The following is a 16485-nucleotide window of genomic DNA, read 5'->3' as shown; positions in this document are numbered from 1 at the left end:
CTGCGAATTCTACGCTCGCGGCCATGTCAGAACGCCTGCTCGCCCGCCCCCCCTTTGCCGGCTCCTCCGGCACCGGCCAAGCCCCGGCCCCATCTTCTGCCCAGCCTGCCCAGGCGGCCCCCGCCAGCCTCGCGGCACGGCTGCGCACGGCCTGGACCGCACCGCGCTCGCCCCAGGCCGTGGCCCTGGTGCTGGCGCTGTGGCTGCTGGCCACCGCCAACTGGGCGCTGTGGCGGCGCCTGCCCCACCTGGAAGGCTATGACGGCAGCCTGGCCGCCCTGGTGCTGCGGCTGCTGCCCCTGGGCCTGGGCGGCCTGCTGCTGCTGCTGTCGCTGACGGCCTGGCCGCGCGGCATGAAGCCGCTGTGGATTGCCCTGCCCTGGATTGCCGGCGCGGCCCAGTACTTCATGACCGCCTACGGCACGGTGATGGACGGCGGCATGATCAACAACATCCTGCAGACCGACCTGCGCGAGAGCAGCGACCTGTTCAACCCCCAGCTGCTGCTGCAGCTGCTGCTGGTGGCCGGACTGCCCACGGCCTGGCTGCTGCGGCTGCGCGTCATCCGCCCGCGCCGCGGCATGCAGACCGTGCTGCGCACGCTGGCGCTGCTGGCCGCCTCGGTGCTGCTGCTGGCGGCCTCGGTCTTTGTCTCGTACCGCGAGCTGGCGCCCGTGGTCCGCAACAACCTGTGGATGCGCCACATGCTCAATCCGGTCAGCCCGGTGCTGGCCTCGCTGGATGCGGTGCTCAAGCCCATCCTGCGGCCCAAGCGCCCGTTCGCCAGCATCGCGGCCGGCGCCACGCTGGGGGCCACCTATGCGGCCGAGCGCAAGCCGCCGCTGTTCGTCATCGTCGTGGGCGAGACGGCGCGCGCCGCCAACTGGGGCCTGAACGGCTATGCGCGCGACACCACGCCCGAGCTGGCCAGGCGCCAGGTGCTCAACTGGAGCAACGTGACCTCCTGCGGCACCAGCACGCGCGAATCCGTGCCCTGCATGTTCTCGCACCTGGGCCGCACGGGCTTCTACAAGAGCAAGGTGGACTACGACAACCTTGTGGACGTGCTGTACAACGCCGGCCTGGCCGTGCTGTGGCTGGACAACCAGGCCGGCTGCAAGGGCGTTTGCGACCGCATTCCCAACGCCAGCACGGCCGACCGCCTGGACACGCCCGACGGCAAGGCGCTGTGCTCCAGCGATGGAGAATGCCTGGATGGCATCCTGCTCAGCGGCATCGACGAACGCATCGCCGCGCTGCCGCGCGAGCGCCGCGAGCGCGGCGTGGTGCTGGTCATGCACCAGATGGGCAGCCACGGGCCGGCCTACTACAAGCGCTCCACGCCGGAGACCAAGGTCTTCCAGCCCGAATGCCTGACCAACGCGCTGTCCAGCTGCACACGCGAGCAGGTGGTCAATGTCTACGACAACTCCATCCGCTACAACGACCACTTCCTGTCGCAGACCATCGACTGGCTGACGCGCCAGCAATCGCGCTACCAGACCGGCATGGTCTACATGTCCGACCACGGCGAGTCGCTGGGCGAGATGGGCATCTACCTGCACGGCATGCCCTACGCCATGGCGCCCGACGAGCAAAAGCACATTCCCATGATTGCCTGGCTGGGCAACCTGGGCCAGCGCACCGGCGTGTCAGAGCGCTGCGTGCGCGGCCAGCTGGACGCGCCGCTGTCGCACGACAACCTCTACCACACCACCCTGGGCCTGCTGGACGTGACCAGCCCCACCTACCAGAAGCCCCTGGACGCGCTGGCCGGCTGCCGCAGTTGAGCCGCCCGCGCAGGCGGCTCAGCCCTGTTGCCAGAAGCCCCGGTGCGGCGCCAGCATCTCCTCCTGCAGCGCAGGCACGGGCCCCACGACCTGCACGCTGCGCTGCCCGCGCGCGAAGACCTCGCGGCAAGGCAGGGACAGCGTGGGATTTTCGGGATGGTTGCCCGTCAGCGCCAGCAGCGCCGTTTCCTCGGCGCCGTAGAGCACGCGGCCTATGCCGGCCCAGTAGATGGTTCCGGCGCACATGGCGCAGGGCTCGAAGGTGGTGACCAGGGTGCACTGCGCCAGGTAGGCGCCCGGATAGTTGGCGGCGGCCGTGCGCGCCAGCGTGGACTCGGCATGGTTCACCGTGTCGATGTTGCCCTGCTCGGCCAGCACGGTCTCGCCGTCGGGCGCCAGCAGCAGCGCGCCAAAGGGATGGCGGCCCATGGCCATGGCCCGCTCGGCCACGGCGCCTGCGCGGCGCAGCTGGCGGGCCGCCTGTTCGTCGGTCAGGGGCGTCATGGAAGGTGTCGTCGCGGGTGCGGGCGTCATGGCCGGATTCTCCCTCACTCACCCTGCGAGCCACGCCGGGCCCAGCCCGTGGTGCGCTTTTCGATGGCGCTGAACAGCTCGTACATCACCATGGCCATGGCGCCCACCACGATCAGGCCGGCAAAGGCCAGGCCCATCTGCATGGACGAGCCGGCCGACACCAGCAGGTAGCCGATGCCTTCGTTGGCCGCCGTCATCTCGCTGACCGTGGTGCCCACGAAGGCCAGGGTGATCGCCACCTTCAGCGAGCCGTAGAAGTAGGGCATGGAGCGCGGCAGGCCGACCTTGATGAGCACGTCCCAGCGCCGGGCGCCCAGCACGCGCAGCACATCCTCCAGCTCGGGCTCCAGCGTGGCCAGGCCGGTGGCGATGTTGACCATGATGGGAAAGAAGCTGATCAGGAAGGCCGTGAGGATGGCCGGTCCCGCGCCGATGCCGAACCAGACCACCAGGATGGGCACGAAGGCCGCCTTGGGCAGTGCGTTGAAGGCGGTCATCAGCGGATAGAACGCCGCATAGGCCAGGCGCGAGGAGCCGATCAGAAAGCCCAGCAGCACGCCCACCACGATGGCGATGCCAAAGCCCGCCATCGTCACCCAGTAGGTGCGCCAGGCGTGGGCGGCGATGATGCCGCTGAACTCGGCCAGCTGCCGGCCGATGGCCCAGGGGCTGGGGAAGATGAATTCCGAGACCTCGAAGGCCGAGCAGATGACCTGCCACAGCAGGATGACCGCCAGCAGCAGCACCCAGGGCGCCCAGCGTTCCGCGTATTTCTTGTGCATGTGAATCTCCCCCGTTCTATTGTTGGATGGCCGCGCCGGTCTTGCGCATGGCGCCGATGTGGCCGCGCAGCTCGTGCACGATGTCGGTGAATTCGCGCGTGTAGGTCAGCTCCAGCTCGCGCGGGCGCGGCAGCTCGATGTCGCGGCGCACCACGAAGCGGCCCGGGCTCTTGCTCATCACGTACACGGTGTCGGCCAGGAAGACGCTTTCGCGCAGGTCGTGCGTGACCAGGATGACGTTGAAGCGCTGCTCGGCCTGCAGGTCGCGCAGCACGCACCACAGCTCCTCGCGCGTGAAGGCGTCCAGCGCGCCGAAGGGCTCGTCCAGCAGCAGCATCTGGGGCTCGTGGATCAGCGCACGGCAGATGCTGGCGCGCTGCTGCATGCCGCCCGACAGCTGCCAGGGGTACTTGTCCTCGTAGCCGCCCAGGCCCACCTTCTGCAGCAGGGCGCGCGCACGCGCCTCGTACTCCTTGCGCTTTTGGCGGAACTGCGAGCGGTGCGGCTCCACGATCTCCAGCGGCAGCAGCACGTTGTCCACCGTGGTGCGCCAGGGCAGCAGCGACGGCGCCTGGAAGGCCATGCCCGAGATCTTCAGCGGCCCGGTCACGCGCTCGCCGTTGACCATGACGCGGCCCATGGAGGGCATCTTCAGCCCCGTGGTCAGCTTCATGAAGGTGGACTTGCCGCAGCCCGAGGGGCCGACGATGGCGATGAACTCGCCGCGCCGCACCTGCAGGTCGATGGCCTCGACCGCGAAGTGGTTGGCGCGCAGCAGCTCCTCGTTGTAGGCAAGCCAGACGTCGCGGAACTCGACGAAGAAGGCGTCGTCATCGCCGTGGGATGTGGAGGAATTCATGTCAGGCAGCAGGCAAGGGCCGGCGCGTCGCCCGCTGGCGCACGCGCACGGTGTCAATCACTTTGTCGTCACTTCTTGGGCAGGATGTTCAGCTCGGCCGCAGACGGCAGGAAGCTGCCGTTCCAGACCTCGGCCGGGTTCACGCGCGTCTTGGTGGCGTAGACATCGGAGACCTGCGACGCCATCAGCGACAGCCGCGTGGGCACGACCTGGCCAAAGCCTTCGGCACGCGCGTCGGCGCTGTTGACCACGGTGTCGATGGCCAGTTGCAGGCGGCGCGTCTCCAGCTGGGTGTTGACGATGCCGTCGCGCTCCTTCACGTAGGCAATGGCCGCGCCAGGGTTGGCGATGACTTCCTTGGCCCCCTTGGCGAAGGCCTGCAGGAAGGCCTTGATGGCGGCCGGGTTCTCCTTGATCAGCTTCGGGCTGGCGATGATGGCGTTGCCGTACAGCTTCACGCCGAAGTCCGCATAGGGCATGACCACCACGTCGGCGGCCTTGATGCCGCGCGCCTCCAGGTTCAGCAGCGAGGTGAAGGTGAAGCCCGTGATGGCATCCACATCGCCGCGCACCAGCATGGTCTCGCGCAGCGGCGGGTCCATGGCCGTCCACTGCACGGTACCGACCTGGTTGGCCTTGGCGAACAGCGGGAAGGCGCGGCGGCCCGCATCGAACACGGGCGCGCCCAGCTTCTTGCCGGTGAGGTCGGCCGTCCTGGCGATGCCGCTTTTCTTGAGCGCCATCACCGAGGCCGGCGTGTTGTTGTAGACCATCATCACGGCCACGGGCTTGTTGGGCATGTCCGGGTTGTTGGCCTGGAACTCCATCAGCGCCGCGATGTCGGCAAAGCCCAGGTCATAGGCGCCCGAGGCCACGCGCTGCACCACGCCGCCCGAGCCGCTGCCGGCATCGACCGTGACATCCAGGCCCGCGTCCTTGAAGTAGCCCTTGGCCACCGGCTGCAGGAAGAAGGCGGCCGGCCCCTCGAAGCGCCAGTCCAGCTGGAACTTCAGCGGCGTGGCCGCGTGGGCCTGTGTATGGGCCGTTGCCAGGCCCGCGCTGGCGGACAGGGCCAGGACGGTGTGCAGGAACAGTCGTTTTTGCATGGTGGGCTTCCTCTCTGGTGGTCAAAAGAAACGGGGGGGGGGCCGGAACGGGGCCGGATCAGCTTTTCCAGGCGCCCTGGTGCGAAGCGGCGGCCTCGCCGATCAGCGCAGGGCCTATGCATTCGATGGCGTGGGACGAGGCGGCGAACACATCGCGGCAGGACAGCTCGGCATCCTTCTGGTCCAGGCGCTCGCCGCGGAATTCGCGCAGGCGCACGGCATCTATGCCGTAGACCACGCGGCCTATGGCCGACCAGAAGATGGCGCCCGCGCACATCACGCAGGGCTCGGCCGATGAATACAAGGTGGCTGCGGACAGCGCTTCGCGGTCATGCAGCGGGCTGGCCAGGCGGATGGCCGACAGCTCGGCATGGGCCGTGCAGTCGCCGCTCTCGCCATTGGCGTTGGAGGCCTCGGCCAGCACGCGGCCATCGGCGGCCACGATGAGCGCGCCGAAAGGGCGGTTGCCGCGCTGGCGCGCGCGGTCGGCCATGGCGATGGCGCGGCGCAGGTACAGGCCGTCGCGCTCGTCGAGCGAAGCCTCAAGGGGCAGTGAAACAGTGGCGTTGTCCATATGCACTCCCTCAGGCCTTGGCCATGCGCGCGGCCAGCGGCGGCAGCAGGCTGCGGTTGAACAGCGCGTCGGCCGACACGGGTGCCTTCAGGCCGAAGGCCTGGCTGACCTGCTCGGCCTGTCGGGCCAGCAGCTGCGGGTCGATGTCGCCCAGGCCGTGGCGCTGCGTATCGGGCGCGGCCAGGTATTGCGAGGTGATGGCCCAGCGCGCCAGTTCCAGCTTTTCATCCAGGATGGGCTCGCGCTGGCGCACGGCGGCCACGGCCAGCGCAGGCTGGGCCAGGCACTCGATGAGGGCGCGGTTGCTGGCACGCAGGAATCCCGCCACCAGCGCCGGCTGCTCGGCCACCAGAGCGCTGGAGGCCAGGATGGCATTGCCGTACAGCTGCACGCCCGCATCGGTGTAGCGCAGCACCGACAGCTCCTCGGGCTTGATGCGTGCGAACAGCGACACGGCCGAGTCATGGAAATAGGTGGCCGCATCCACATCGCCGCGCACCACCACGTTGTCGCGCGCCGAGAACTCCGTCGTGGTCCAGGCGAACAGGTCGGCCGGCAGGTTCTGGCGCTGCGCAACCAGGGGCCAGACGCGGCGCGTGGACTCCACGGCGGCGGCGGCCACCTTCTTGCCCTTGAGGCTGGCGAACTCGCCCGTGATGCCCCGGTCCTTGCGGCCGATGATGGCGAACGGCGCGCGGTTGTAGTACTGGTAGACGGCCTGCACGCGCGCCGCGCCTGCGTTCTGCGCATTGAACTCGATCAGCGAGCTGATGTCGCCCAGGCCCAGCTGGTAGGCGCCGCTGGCCACCCGCGTGATGGATGCCACCGAGCCCGAGCCCACGTCGATGCTCACGTCCAGCCCCTCGTCGCGGTAGTAGCCCTTTTGCAGCGCCACGAAAAAGGGCGCGGTCTGCGAGGTCACGCGAAAGTCCAGCGTGAACTTCAGCGGTGTCAGCGCCTTGCCCTGGGCGAAGGCACCGGGCATCACGGCACTGGCAGCGGGAAGGGCGGCGGCGGCAAGGAAATGGCGGCGTTGCATGGTGGAACTCTCAGTCGCTATCAACATGGGGACCGGCCGCTGGCATGGGGCCGGGCGGCTGGCGTGACATGAGCAATTTCCGGGCAACGCGCACTGGGCGCGTGCTGAACGCTTCTACTCGTTCGTCCTTGTATGCAAATGGCGTACCACCCCCTGAGCGGCTGCGCCGCTTCCCCCTCTCTACTTGCTTCGCAAGGGAGGGGGACGACGCCCTCGCCGCGAGGCGGCTCTTGCTCGGCGTCCCTGGCTTTTGACCGCGCCGGTTTTGAAGGAAGCGGGCTGCATGCATCACCTTGGTGCACCACCGACGAGATACGGGCATGCACCACGATTTCTGTGGGCTGCTGCACCACGATGGAACGCGCGCAGCGACGAACCGGCCTGCGCGGGCTGGCGCGCTGTTTGCTTGGGTGGTTGGCAAGAGTAGAAGCGTTCAGCTTGCCGGCCTGTGCCGGCGCGGGTCATTGCTCTTGAAGCGGGTGCGGGAGCGGCGTGGCTGCGACCTGTGCCCTGTCAGCCACTTCAAGAGCGACGGGCGGGATCGGTGTCTTTTTGCGCCGGCCGCCGCGTGCCTTGCCACTGCCTTTGCGGCAAAGGAAACAGACCATGAACATGCTTGCCAACCCCACCCTGCCTTCGGCACCGGCGTCAGATTACGCGCTGGGTGAACTCGCCAAGGAGGCCCGCATGGGCGGCCAGGGGCAGGAGACGCGCGCACGGGAGGTGCGGGTGATCGACATCTCCGACTTCGACCGCCGCAAGGCCGAGATCGCCGATGCGATCTGGCAGGCCTCGGTGGAGATCGGCTTCTTCCAGGTGTCGGGCCACGGCATTCCCCAGCCCGATATCGATGCGGCCTTCGGGCGTGCCGAGCAGTTGTTCGCGCTGCCGCGCGAGGTGAAGGCGCAGTGGCCGCTGTCGCGCAATGCGGGCTGGGAGCACAAGGCGCAGATCCGGCCTTCCACGCGCACGCCCGACCAGAAGGAGTCCTACCAGGTGACGCGCCCGCGCATGGCCGGCCTGTGGCCCACGCAGCAGGAGCTGCCGGGCTTTCAGCAGGCCACGCTGGACTTTGAGCGCCAGTGCTGGCAGGTGGGCATGCAGCTGCTGTCGTGCTTTGCGCACAAGCTGGGCTTCGATGCGGACTTCTTCACGCGCGCCCACGACCCTTCGGTGCCCGCCTACCAGAGCACGCTGCGCATGCTGCATTACTTCGCGGTCGATCCCGCGCTCAAGGATGAGCTGGGCCTGTGGCGCGCAGGCGCCCACACCGACTTCGACTGCCTGACCCTGCTGTTCCAGCGCGCGGGCCAGGGCGGCCTGCAGGTGCTGCCGGGCAAGGAGATGGAGGGCCAGCAATGGACGCCCGTGGACCCCGTGGAGGGCGTGATCACCTGCAACATCGGCGACATGCTCACGCGCTGGAGCGACGACCAGCTGCCCAGCAACTTCCACCGCGTGCGCAATCCCCTGCCCCATGAATACCAGGGCGCGCGCTACAGCCTGGCCTTCTTCTGCCAGGCCAACGAGGACGCGGTGATCGAGGGCCCGCAAAAGAAGTACCCGCCCATCACGGGCGCGGAGTACCTGCGCCAGCGCATCAGCGCGAACTTTTCCAACAAATATTGATCCCCCTGAGCGGCTGCGCCGCTTCCCCCTGAGGGGGACGACACCCTCGGTGCGGGGCTGCCCTTCCTCGGTGTCCCTGGGGTGGGCCGCGCCAGTTTCCAGCGCTCCACTCTTTGACATAGTGTGGTGTGGCCTGGCCGGAAACGACAAGGCCCCGGAGTCCGGGGCCTTGCCTGTGTCTGCGATCGGTGGTGGTGTTGATCAGCGCAGCGATTCGATCAGGTCGATGTACTGCTGCTTGGCATCGTCGGCCGAGGTGTCCTTGAGCTTTTCCCAGGCGTCCCACTTGGCGCGGCCGACCATGTCGGTGAAGCTGGGCTTCTTGGCCTCGTTGTCGCCTTCGGTGGCCTGCTTGTACAGCGCGTAGAGCTTGAGCAGCGTGGCGTTGTCGGGGCGCTCGCTGATCGAGGTGGAGTTCTTGACGGCGGCCTCGAAGGCGGCGTTCAGATCGGACATGGCGGGTCTCCTGGTGGGCGGTTCGTGTAGCGGCACAGTGTAGCCAAAAAAGCAGGAATTTAGAACGACCGTGCTTTTTTCACCGTCATCCGAACCGAGACCGGCCATGCCCCTCCTATGCTGCGCTGCACAGGTGCCCGGCCATGGGCCATAGGTCTGCCTCGCAAGGCACGGGGGCCGGCGCCTGGCCCCGGGCGCTGCCCGGTTGCAGGATGCGGCCGTGCTCCATCACGACCACGCGGTCGGCGACGGCGAAGGCCTGCTGGCGGTCTTGCGTCGCATAGACGGCCGTACAACCCAGGCTGCGCAGCAGCTGGGGAATTTCCTCGCACAGGCGCTCGCGCAGGTTGCCGTCGAGGCCGGACAGGGGTTCGTCCAGCAGCACCAGGCGCGGGCGCTCCACCACGGCGCAGGCCAGCGCCGCACGCTGCTGCTGGCCGCCCGACAGGCTGCCGGGAAGGCGCTCGCCCATGCCCTGCAGCCCGACCAGGCCCAGGGTCTGCTGCACCCGCTCGTGGATCTGCGCGCGAGGCAGGCCGCGCATTTCCAGCGCGAAGGCCACGTTGGCCTGCAGGCTCATATGGGGCCAGAGCGAATGGTCCTGGAGCACCAGGCCCAGCTCGCGCCGCTCGGGCGGCAGGGACTGCGAGGCGCTGGCCGCGCACTGCCCGCCCATCCAGACTTCGCCGCGGCTGGGCTGCTCCAGCCCGGCCAGGATCTTGAGCAGGGTGGTCTTGCCGCAGCCCGAAGGACCCAGCAGGGCCAGCACCTCGCCGGGCGCGATCTGCAGGCTGATGTCCTGGAGCACGGCGCGCTCGCCGTGGATGCGCTTGAGCTGCCGGGCTTGGACGGCCACGCCCTGCGCGGCGGCCGTGGAGGATTCGATGGAGGTCACAGGGACCGCATGCTAGGTGCGGTGTGTGACATGCCGGTGTCGGCCGGACCCCGCAAGGGCCTCAGCGCGTGGGCTCGCTCAGCCAGCGCTGGGCCAGCTTCACCCAGAACGTGGCGCCCTGCGGGATCAGCTGATCGTTGAAGTCGTAGCTGGGGTTGTGCAGCGTGCAGGGACCGCCGCCGTGGCCGATGGCGCGGTGGTCGCCGTCGCCATTGGCGATGAAGCAGTAGGCGCCGGGCTTTTCCAGCAGCATGAAGGCGAAGTCCTCGGCGCCCATGGACGGCTCCTGGGGCAGCACGTTGGCCTCGCCCACGACCTCGGCCATGACGCGGCGTGCGAACTCGGCCTCGGGCGCGGAGTTGATGGTGGGCGGGTAGTTGCGCACGAACTCGAACTCGCAGCGCGTGTCATGCGCCGCACAGATGCTCTCGGCCAGGGCCTTCATGCGCCGCTCGATCAGGTCCAGCACCTCCAGCGTGAAGGTGCGCACCGTGCCCTGCAGCTCCACGCTGTCGGGCACCACGTTCGTGGCCTCGCCCGCATGGACCATGGTCACCGAGACCACGCCCGCCTCGATGGGCTTGACGTTGCGGCTGACGATGGTCTGCAGGCCCAGGATGAGCTGGGCCGCCACGGGCAGCGGGTCGATCACCATGTGCGGCATGGCCGCGTGGCCGCCCTTGCCGCGCACGACGATGCGGAACTCGTTGCTGGACGCCATGGCCGGGCCCGGGCCCACGGCCATGGTGCCGGCCTTCATGCCCGGCCAGTTGTGCATGCCGAACACGGCCTGCATGGGGAACTGGGTGAACAGGCCGTCCTCGACCATCTCGCGCGCGCCGCCGCCGCCCTCTTCGGCCGGCTGGAAGATCAGGTGCACCGTGCCCTCGAAGCTGTCGCGGTGCGCGGCCAGGTACTGCGCGGCGGCCAGCAGCATGGCGACATGGCCGTCATGCCCGCAGGCATGCATTTTTCCGGCGTGGCGGCTGGCGTGCTCGAAGGTGTTGAACTCCTGCATGGGCAGGGCGTCCATGTCGGCGCGCAGGCCGACGGCGCGGCCGCTGGCGCCGCCGTCACGGCCGTGGATGGTGCCCACCACGCCCGTGCGGCCCAGGCCGCGGTGCACGGCGATGCCCCATCCCTCCAATTGCCGGGCCACGAGGTCGGCAGTGCGGATCTCCTCGAAACACAGTTCGGGATGGGCATGTATGTCGCGGCGCAGCGCGGTGATCTCGGGTGCGCTGTCCAGCAGTTCCTGCAGCAAGGCCATGGGGTTCTCCTTCTAGAGCTGCAAGCCTACACCCGGACCTTGCCGTCGCCGGTCAGCATGGACAACTCCACGAAGCGCGGCTTGGCCGATTGCGGCTTGAAGGCCAGCGGGAAGCCGGCCACCTGCTGGCCGTGCATGGCGTCGAGCGCGGCCACCAGGCCGTCGCGCGTGGGCTTGCCCGAGGCCGAGGCCTGGCGCAGCGCATCGGCGAACACGCGTGCCGCCAGATAGCCTTCCATGCTGGAGTAGTTGGGCGTCAGCTTGCCGCCGCCCTTCTGGATGGCCGCCAGGAAATCGCGCGTGATCTGGCGCGAGGTCTGGAAGGGCGAGGGCACGACCTGGGTGACGACCACCCCTTCGGCATCCTTGCCCAGCGTCTGCGCCAGTGCCTGCGAGCCGACGAAGGAGACGTTGTAGAACTGCCCGCCAAAGCCCGCCTGGCGCGCGGCGCGCACAAAGGCCGCGCTGGCCGAGTAGGTGACGATCTGCACGATGACATCGGCGCCCAGCGGCACCAGCGTCTTGACGGCCGCCGCCACATTGTTCGAGTTGCGCTCCACCGTGGCCGCGCCCACGGGTTCCAGCCCCTTGGCGGCCAGCGCCGCCTTGACGCCGGCCAGGCCCGATTCGCCATAGGCATCGTTCTGGTGCAGCACGGCCACCTTCTTCAGGCCCAGGCCCGTGAGGTGCCGCACCATCAGCGCCGTCTCGTCGGCATAGGAGGCGCGCACGTTGAAGACCAGTTGGGCCAGCTGGGGCTGGCGCAGCGCGTCGGCGCCCGTCAGCGGCGCGAACAGGGGCACGCGCGCCTTTTGCAGCAGCGGCAGCGCGGCCATGCTGGTGGACGTGCCCACGTAGCCGAACAGCGCGAACACGTCGTCGGACAGGAAGCGCTGGGTATTGGCCGCGCAGCGCTCGGGCTCGTAGCCGTCGTCCATCACGCGCAGTTCGATGTTGCGCCGGGCAATGCCCCCCTGCGCGTTGAGCTGTTCGAAGTACAGCTTGGCGCCTTCATGGAAGGGCTGGCCGATCTGTGCCGCGGGGCCCGTCATCGGACAGGACTGGCCCAGCACGATGGTGCCTCCCGCGTCCTGGGCGCGCACTGCGCCGGTCCAGGTGGCGGCAGCCGCCGTGCTGGCTGCGATGAACTGTCTGCGGCTGAACGCCGTCTTGGGTCGGAGCATGAACTTGCCTGTTTTTGTCACTGGAATCGGCGCCGTTGCTGCGTGCAGCCGGCTGCAAGGGTCCGCATAATAAAGACAAGCGGCGATTGCGGCATGCAAGACCGGCACCGCCCCTTGCCCGTGACGGCCTTTTCCTGTTTTTCCGGCTTTCACGGTTCTTTCGCAAAGTCCCCACCCTGTCCGAGACCGCTGCCACCATGTCCTCCGCCACGCCCCCACTCCAGGCCACCTCACAGGTCCTGGGCGCCTGCCCCCATGACTGCCCCGATACCTGCTCGCTGGTGACCACGGTCGAAGACGGCATCGCCAAAAGAGTCCAGGGCAACCCCGACCATCCGCACACGGGCGGCGTGCTCTGCGCCAAGGTCAGCAAATACACCGAGCGCAGCTACCACCCCGAGCGTGTGCTCACCCCGCTGCGCCGCGTGGGCCCCAAGGGCTCCGGGCAGTTCGAGCCCGTGGGCTGGGACGAGGCGCTGGCCGACATCGCCGCCCGGCTGCACGCGCTGGCGGCGCGCGATCCCGAAACCATCCTGCCCTACAGCTACGCAGGCACCATGGGCCTGGTGCAGGGCGAGAGCATGGACCGGCGCTTCTTCCACCAGCTCGGCGCCTCGCTGCTGGACCGCACCATCTGCTCCAGCGCCGGGGGCGAGGCCCTGAACCTGACCTATGGCGGCAAGCTGGGCATGCGCGTGGAGCATTTCACCGAAAGCCGGCTCATCCTCATCTGGGGCAGCAACAGCATCGGCAGCAGCCTGCATTTCTGGCGCTATGCGCTGGAGGCCAAGCGCAACGGCGCGCGCCTGGTGTGCATCGACCCGCGCAAGACCGAGACCGCCGACAAATGCCACGAGCACCTGCAGCTGCTGCCCGGCACCGATGCCGCCCTGGCGCTGGCCCTGATGCACGAGCTGATCACGCACGGCTGGCTGGACCATGACTACATCGCGCGCCACACGCTGGGCTGGGAGGAACTCAAGGCCCGCGCCCTGCAGTGGCCGCCCGAGCGCGCGGCCCAGGTCTGCGGCCTGCCCGTGGAGCAGATCCGCCAGCTGGCGCGCGACTATGGCACCACCACGCCCGCGGCCATCCGGCTGAACTACGGCGTGCAGCGCGCGCGCGGCGGCGGCAATGCCGTGCGCGCCATCGCCTGCCTGCCGGCCCTGGTGGGCGCCTGGCGCCACCGTGCCGGCGGCCTGCTGCTGTCCGCCTCGGGCGCCCTGCCCGCGCAGCGCGCCCGACTGCAGATGCCGCACCTGCTGGGCGAGCGCCGCCCGCGCACCATCAACATGAGCACCATCGGCGACGCCTTGCTGCACGAAGGCGGCAACGGCTTCGGCCCGCGCGTGGACGCCATCGTGGTCTACAACAGCAATCCCGTGGCCGTGGCGCCCGAATCGGCCAAGGTCGTGGCCGGCTTTGCGCGCGAGAACCTGTTCACCGTGGTGCTGGAGCAGTTCATGACCGACACGGCCGACCTGGCCGACTACGTGCTGCCGGCCACCACGCAGATCGAGCACTGGGACATCCACGGCAGCTACGGTCATACCGACGTGCTGCTCAACCGCCCCGCCATCGCGCCGCTGGGCCAGGCGCGCAGCAACGGCCAGATCTTCCGCGACCTGGCCGCGCACATGGCGCGGCATGACGACGCCTTTGCCGCCGCCCATTTCCAGACGGGAGACGAGCAACTGTGCCGCGAAGCCTTCGAGGGGCGCGGCGTGGACTTCAACGAGCTGCTGGACAAGGGCTTTGCCACCCTGGCCCTGCCCGAGGCCCCCTTTGCCGAGGGCGGCTTTCCCACGCCCTCGGGCCGCTGCGAATTCACCAGCGCCGAGCTGGCGCGGCGCGGCATGGACCCGCTGCCCGACTACCTGCCCAACTACGAAACCGCCGAAACGGATGCGCGCTACCCGCTGGCCATGATCTCGCCGCCGGCACGCAACTTTCTCAACAGCAGCTTCGTCAACGTCAAGAGCCTGCGCACCATGGAAGGCCGCCCGCTGGTGGAGCTGCACCCCGACGACGCCGCCACGCGCGGCGTGGCCGAGGGCGACCGGGTGCGCGTCTTCAACGACCGGGGCAGCTACGAATGCCACGCCACCCTCAACGGCCGCGCGCGCCGTGGCGTGGTCAACGGCCTGGGCATCTGGTGGCGCAAGCACGGCGACAACGGCACCAATGTCAACGAGCTCACCCACCAGCGCCTGACCGACCTGGGCCGCGCGCCCAGCTTCTACGACTGCGCGGTACAGGTGCAGCGGCTGGCCTGAGCCCCGCCCCGGAGACGGGCGATTCCTGCGCAATGGCGTCTGGCGCATCGGCACAATGGACCGCATTGCCACCACCGACAGGAGATGCCCATGCTGCAAACCGCCGTGGTCGCCGTGCGCGACCGTGCCCGGCTGCAGGAAATCGTCGGCGTGCTGCTGCGCTTCGGGCTGGCCGACCTGGTCGACACGCTGGGCCTGGCCCGCTTCGCGCCGCGCGGCAGCCAGCCCCATCCCGAGCATCCGCTGGATGCCAGCCGCCCCGAGCGCCTGCGCATGGCCCTCGAACACCTGGGCCCCAGCTTCGTCAAGCTGGGCCAGATCATGGCCACGCGCTCGGACCTGCTCGCGCCCGAATGGACGGCCGCCCTGCAGCAACTGCACAGCCACGCCGCCCCGCTGCCCTGGGAGACGGCCCAGCCATTGATCGAGCAGTCGCTGGGCCTGCCCGTGGAGCAGGTGTTCACGCATTTCGATCCCGTGCCGCTGGCCTCGGCCTCCATGGCCCAGGTTTACCGTGCGCGGCTGCCTGCGGCTGAAGACCGGGAGGACCAGGAAGACGGCAGCGGCAGCGACAGCCCCCCTGCGGCCCGCGCTGCCGACATCGAAGTCGTGGTCAAGGTCCAGCGCCCCGGCCTGCGCCCCCAGATCGAAGCCGACCTGCGCCTGCTAGAGCACCTGGCGCTGCTGGCCCAGGAACAATGGCCGCAGCTGGCACGCTACCGCCCGCGCGAGGTCACGCGCCAGTTGGGACAGGCGCTGCGCGAGGAACTGGATTTCACCGTCGAAGCCCACAACGGCGACGCCGTGGCACGGCACTTCGCGGCCCAGCCCGAGATCGTCGTGCCGGCCATCCACTGGGCATTGAGCGGGCCGCGCCTGCTGGTGCAGGACTTCGTGCCGGGCGTGCCAGCCTCGGCCGTGGGCGCGGACCCCGCGCTGGACGGCCCGCTGCTGGCGCGCCGTGGCGCCTGCGCGTTTTTGCAGATGGTGCTGCGCGACGGCCTGTTCCACGCCGACCCGCACCCCGGCAACCTGCTGGCCCTGCCCGGCAACCGCGTGGGCTTCATCGACTTCGGCATGGTCGGGCGGCTGTCGCCCCAGCGCCGCCGCCAGGTGCTGGGCCTGATGCGCGCCCTGGTCGAGGGCCAGGGCCGCAGCCTCTCGGGCGTGCTGCTGGACTGGGCCGCCGAAAGCGAAATGCCCGGCCGCGCCCCGCCCTCGGCCGCGCGCATCGAGGCTGCCGTGGACCGCTTCGTGACCCGCCATGGCCCCGGCGCCAGCAACGGCCGCCTGGTCATGTCCCGCGCCCTGCAGGACTTCATGGCCCTGGCCCGCGAAACCGGCGTGGCCCTGCCCGCCGACATGGCGCTGCTGCTCAAGGCCCTGATCACGGCCGACCAGGTGCTGCTGCAGCTGGACCCGCAATTCGACGTGGTGCAGACGGCCACGCCCCTGGTCAAGGCCCAGCTGCTGCAGCGCTACTCCCTGCGCAGCCTGGCGCGCCAGCGCCGCGCCGCCATGGCGCAATGGATGGACCTGGCCGACGACGCGCCGCACACCCTGCGGCTGGTGATGCAAAGACTGCGCTCGGGCCGGCTGCAGGCCGACCTGGACATACGCCACATCGACCGCCTCTCCCAGGCCCTGGAACGCGCCGCCACCCGCCTGGCCCTGGCCGTGGTCTCCGGCGCCTTCATCCTGGGCCTGGCCCCCGGCCTGCTGACCATGGGCCCGCGCCTGTGGGGCATCCCCCTCTTCGCCGCCCTGGGCGTGGCCGGCGCCGCCGCCAGCCTGGCCGTTCTTTTCACCACCATGCGCAGGCAGAAGGCGCTGGATTGATCGCTGGATTGGCGATCAGGAACGCCAAAAAAAGCAGCACCAGCGCATCAGATCAAAGCCGGGCGCCGCCCCCAAAACCGCCACGGCCCAACCCAGAGACACCGAGGAAGGGCCTACGCCGGCCGCGCCGCCCCGCACCGAGGGTGTCGCCGGCTGCCCGTACGCCCCCTCCGCGAAGCGAGAAGGGGCGACGTGCAACGGGCGCCGTGCAACGGGCGACGTGCAACGGGAAGCGGCGCAGCCGCTCAGGGG

Annotated in this window: 14 protein-coding genes; 4 read left to right on the top strand and 10 right to left on the bottom strand. The window is 69.3% G+C overall.

The genetic code is table 11. From position 1 onward, the window contains the following. Window positions 1–23 precede the first annotated feature (23 nt). On the top strand, window positions 24–1790 hold the full coding sequence (locus ACN20X_RS05650; RefSeq protein ID WP_154835911.1) for a phosphoethanolamine transferase: 1767 nt from the start codon (window positions 24–26) through the stop codon (window positions 1788–1790). 18 nt (window positions 1791–1808) lie between these two features. Here ACN20X_RS05650 and ACN20X_RS05645 read toward each other — a convergent pair whose 3' ends face one another. The 6 genes from ACN20X_RS05645 to ACN20X_RS05620 form a co-directional block, all read right to left on the bottom strand. Further along, on the bottom strand, window positions 1809–2324 hold the full coding sequence (locus ACN20X_RS05645; protein ID WP_074920674.1) for a nucleoside deaminase: 516 nt from the start codon (window positions 2322–2324) through the stop codon (window positions 1809–1811). Between the two features lie 14 nt (window positions 2325–2338). Next, the gene (locus ACN20X_RS05640; RefSeq protein ID WP_012203071.1) at window positions 2339–3106 is read right to left on the bottom strand and encodes an ABC transporter permease; all 768 of its coding nucleotides are present in this window, start codon (window positions 3104–3106) and stop codon (window positions 2339–2341) included. A 16-nt stretch (window positions 3107–3122) separates the two neighbouring features. Further along, on the bottom strand, window positions 3123–3965 hold the full coding sequence (locus ACN20X_RS05635) for an ABC transporter ATP-binding protein (RefSeq protein WP_017406667.1): 843 nt from the start codon (window positions 3963–3965) through the stop codon (window positions 3123–3125). Between the two features lie 68 nt (window positions 3966–4033). Further along, window positions 4034–5071: an ABC transporter substrate-binding protein gene (locus tag ACN20X_RS05630; protein WP_017406666.1), complete on the bottom strand. Its 1038-nt coding sequence runs from the start codon at window positions 5069–5071 to the stop codon at window positions 4034–4036. A 58-nt stretch (window positions 5072–5129) separates the two neighbouring features. After that, window positions 5130–5645 (bottom strand): nucleoside deaminase, encoded by a 516-nt coding sequence (locus tag ACN20X_RS05625; protein ID WP_473210355.1) that lies wholly within the window; start codon window positions 5643–5645, stop codon window positions 5130–5132. Between the two features lie 10 nt (window positions 5646–5655). Beyond that, window positions 5656–6684 carry an ABC transporter substrate-binding protein gene (locus ACN20X_RS05620; RefSeq protein ID WP_016446613.1) on the bottom strand — a complete coding sequence of 343 codons (1029 nt, stop codon included), beginning with the start codon at window positions 6682–6684 and terminating at the stop codon, window positions 5656–5658. 606 nt (window positions 6685–7290) lie between these two features. On the opposite strand from ACN20X_RS05620, the gene ACN20X_RS05615 reads away from it, so the two are divergent. Continuing rightward, window positions 7291–8313, top strand: a complete 1023-nt coding sequence (locus ACN20X_RS05615) for an isopenicillin N synthase family dioxygenase (RefSeq protein WP_016451933.1) — start codon at window positions 7291–7293, stop codon at window positions 8311–8313. A 201-nt stretch (window positions 8314–8514) separates the two neighbouring features. On the opposite strand, the gene ACN20X_RS05610 is transcribed toward ACN20X_RS05615, so the two are convergent. The 4 genes from ACN20X_RS05610 to ACN20X_RS05595 all read right to left on the bottom strand — a co-directional run bounded on the left by ACN20X_RS05610 (window position 8515) and on the right by ACN20X_RS05595 (window position 12118). Beyond that, the gene (locus tag ACN20X_RS05610) at window positions 8515–8769 is read right to left on the bottom strand and encodes an acyl-CoA-binding protein (protein ID WP_012203065.1); all 255 of its coding nucleotides are present in this window, start codon (window positions 8767–8769) and stop codon (window positions 8515–8517) included. Between the two features lie 115 nt (window positions 8770–8884). Next, window positions 8885–9664 (bottom strand): ABC transporter ATP-binding protein, encoded by a 780-nt coding sequence (locus tag ACN20X_RS05605; protein WP_016451934.1) that lies wholly within the window; start codon window positions 9662–9664, stop codon window positions 8885–8887. 61 nt (window positions 9665–9725) lie between these two features. After that, window positions 9726–10934 carry a M20 aminoacylase family protein gene (locus tag ACN20X_RS05600; RefSeq protein ID WP_016451935.1) on the bottom strand — a complete coding sequence of 403 codons (1209 nt, stop codon included), beginning with the start codon at window positions 10932–10934 and terminating at the stop codon, window positions 9726–9728. A 26-nt stretch (window positions 10935–10960) separates the two neighbouring features. Then, window positions 10961–12118, bottom strand: a complete 1158-nt coding sequence (locus ACN20X_RS05595) for an ABC transporter substrate-binding protein (RefSeq protein WP_016446617.1) — start codon at window positions 12116–12118, stop codon at window positions 10961–10963. Window positions 12119–12315: 197 nt separating this feature from the next. Between ACN20X_RS05595 and ACN20X_RS05590 the strand changes: the two genes are divergently transcribed. Next, on the top strand, window positions 12316–14394 hold the full coding sequence (locus tag ACN20X_RS05590) for a molybdopterin-containing oxidoreductase family protein (RefSeq protein ID WP_016451937.1): 2079 nt from the start codon (window positions 12316–12318) through the stop codon (window positions 14392–14394). A 90-nt stretch (window positions 14395–14484) separates the two neighbouring features. Continuing rightward, a complete protein-coding gene (locus ACN20X_RS05585; protein WP_016451938.1) occupies window positions 14485–16233 on the top strand; it encodes an ABC1 kinase family protein in 1749 nt (582 codons plus the stop codon). The last annotated feature ends 252 nt before the right edge of the window (window positions 16234–16485 follow it).

This window comes from Delftia sp. PX-1, from assembly GCF_055797465.1.
This window is presented reverse-complemented; position numbering and strand designations above follow the sequence as displayed.

What these genes read in the sequence shown, in the direction of transcription:
- ACN20X_RS05595 (WP_016446617.1), bottom strand. Translation starts at nt 12,118, where the DNA reads ATGCTCCGACCCAAGACGGCGTTCAGCCGCAGACAGTTCATCGCAGCC.
- ACN20X_RS05645 (WP_074920674.1), bottom strand. Translation starts at nt 2,324, where the DNA reads ATGACGCCCGCACCCGCGACGACACCTTCCATGACGCCCCTGACCGAC.
- ACN20X_RS05650 (WP_154835911.1), top strand. Translation starts at nt 24, where the DNA reads ATGTCAGAACGCCTGCTCGCCCGCCCCCCCTTTGCCGGCTCCTCCGGC.
- ACN20X_RS05635 (WP_017406667.1), bottom strand. Translation starts at nt 3,965, where the DNA reads ATGAATTCCTCCACATCCCACGGCGATGACGACGCCTTCTTCGTCGAG.
- ACN20X_RS05630 (WP_017406666.1), bottom strand. Translation starts at nt 5,071, where the DNA reads ATGCAAAAACGACTGTTCCTGCACACCGTCCTGGCCCTGTCCGCCAGC.
- ACN20X_RS05610 (WP_012203065.1), bottom strand. Translation starts at nt 8,769, where the DNA reads ATGTCCGATCTGAACGCCGCCTTCGAGGCCGCCGTCAAGAACTCCACC.
- ACN20X_RS05590 (WP_016451937.1), top strand. Translation starts at nt 12,316, where the DNA reads ATGTCCTCCGCCACGCCCCCACTCCAGGCCACCTCACAGGTCCTGGGC.
- ACN20X_RS05640 (WP_012203071.1), bottom strand. Translation starts at nt 3,106, where the DNA reads ATGCACAAGAAATACGCGGAACGCTGGGCGCCCTGGGTGCTGCTGCTG.
- ACN20X_RS05585 (WP_016451938.1), top strand. Translation starts at nt 14,485, where the DNA reads ATGCTGCAAACCGCCGTGGTCGCCGTGCGCGACCGTGCCCGGCTGCAG.
- ACN20X_RS05620 (WP_016446613.1), bottom strand. Translation starts at nt 6,684, where the DNA reads ATGCAACGCCGCCATTTCCTTGCCGCCGCCGCCCTTCCCGCTGCCAGT.
- ACN20X_RS05600 (WP_016451935.1), bottom strand. Translation starts at nt 10,934, where the DNA reads ATGGCCTTGCTGCAGGAACTGCTGGACAGCGCACCCGAGATCACCGCG.
- ACN20X_RS05625 (WP_473210355.1), bottom strand. Translation starts at nt 5,645, where the DNA reads ATGGACAACGCCACTGTTTCACTGCCCCTTGAGGCTTCGCTCGACGAG.
- ACN20X_RS05615 (WP_016451933.1), top strand. Translation starts at nt 7,291, where the DNA reads ATGAACATGCTTGCCAACCCCACCCTGCCTTCGGCACCGGCGTCAGAT.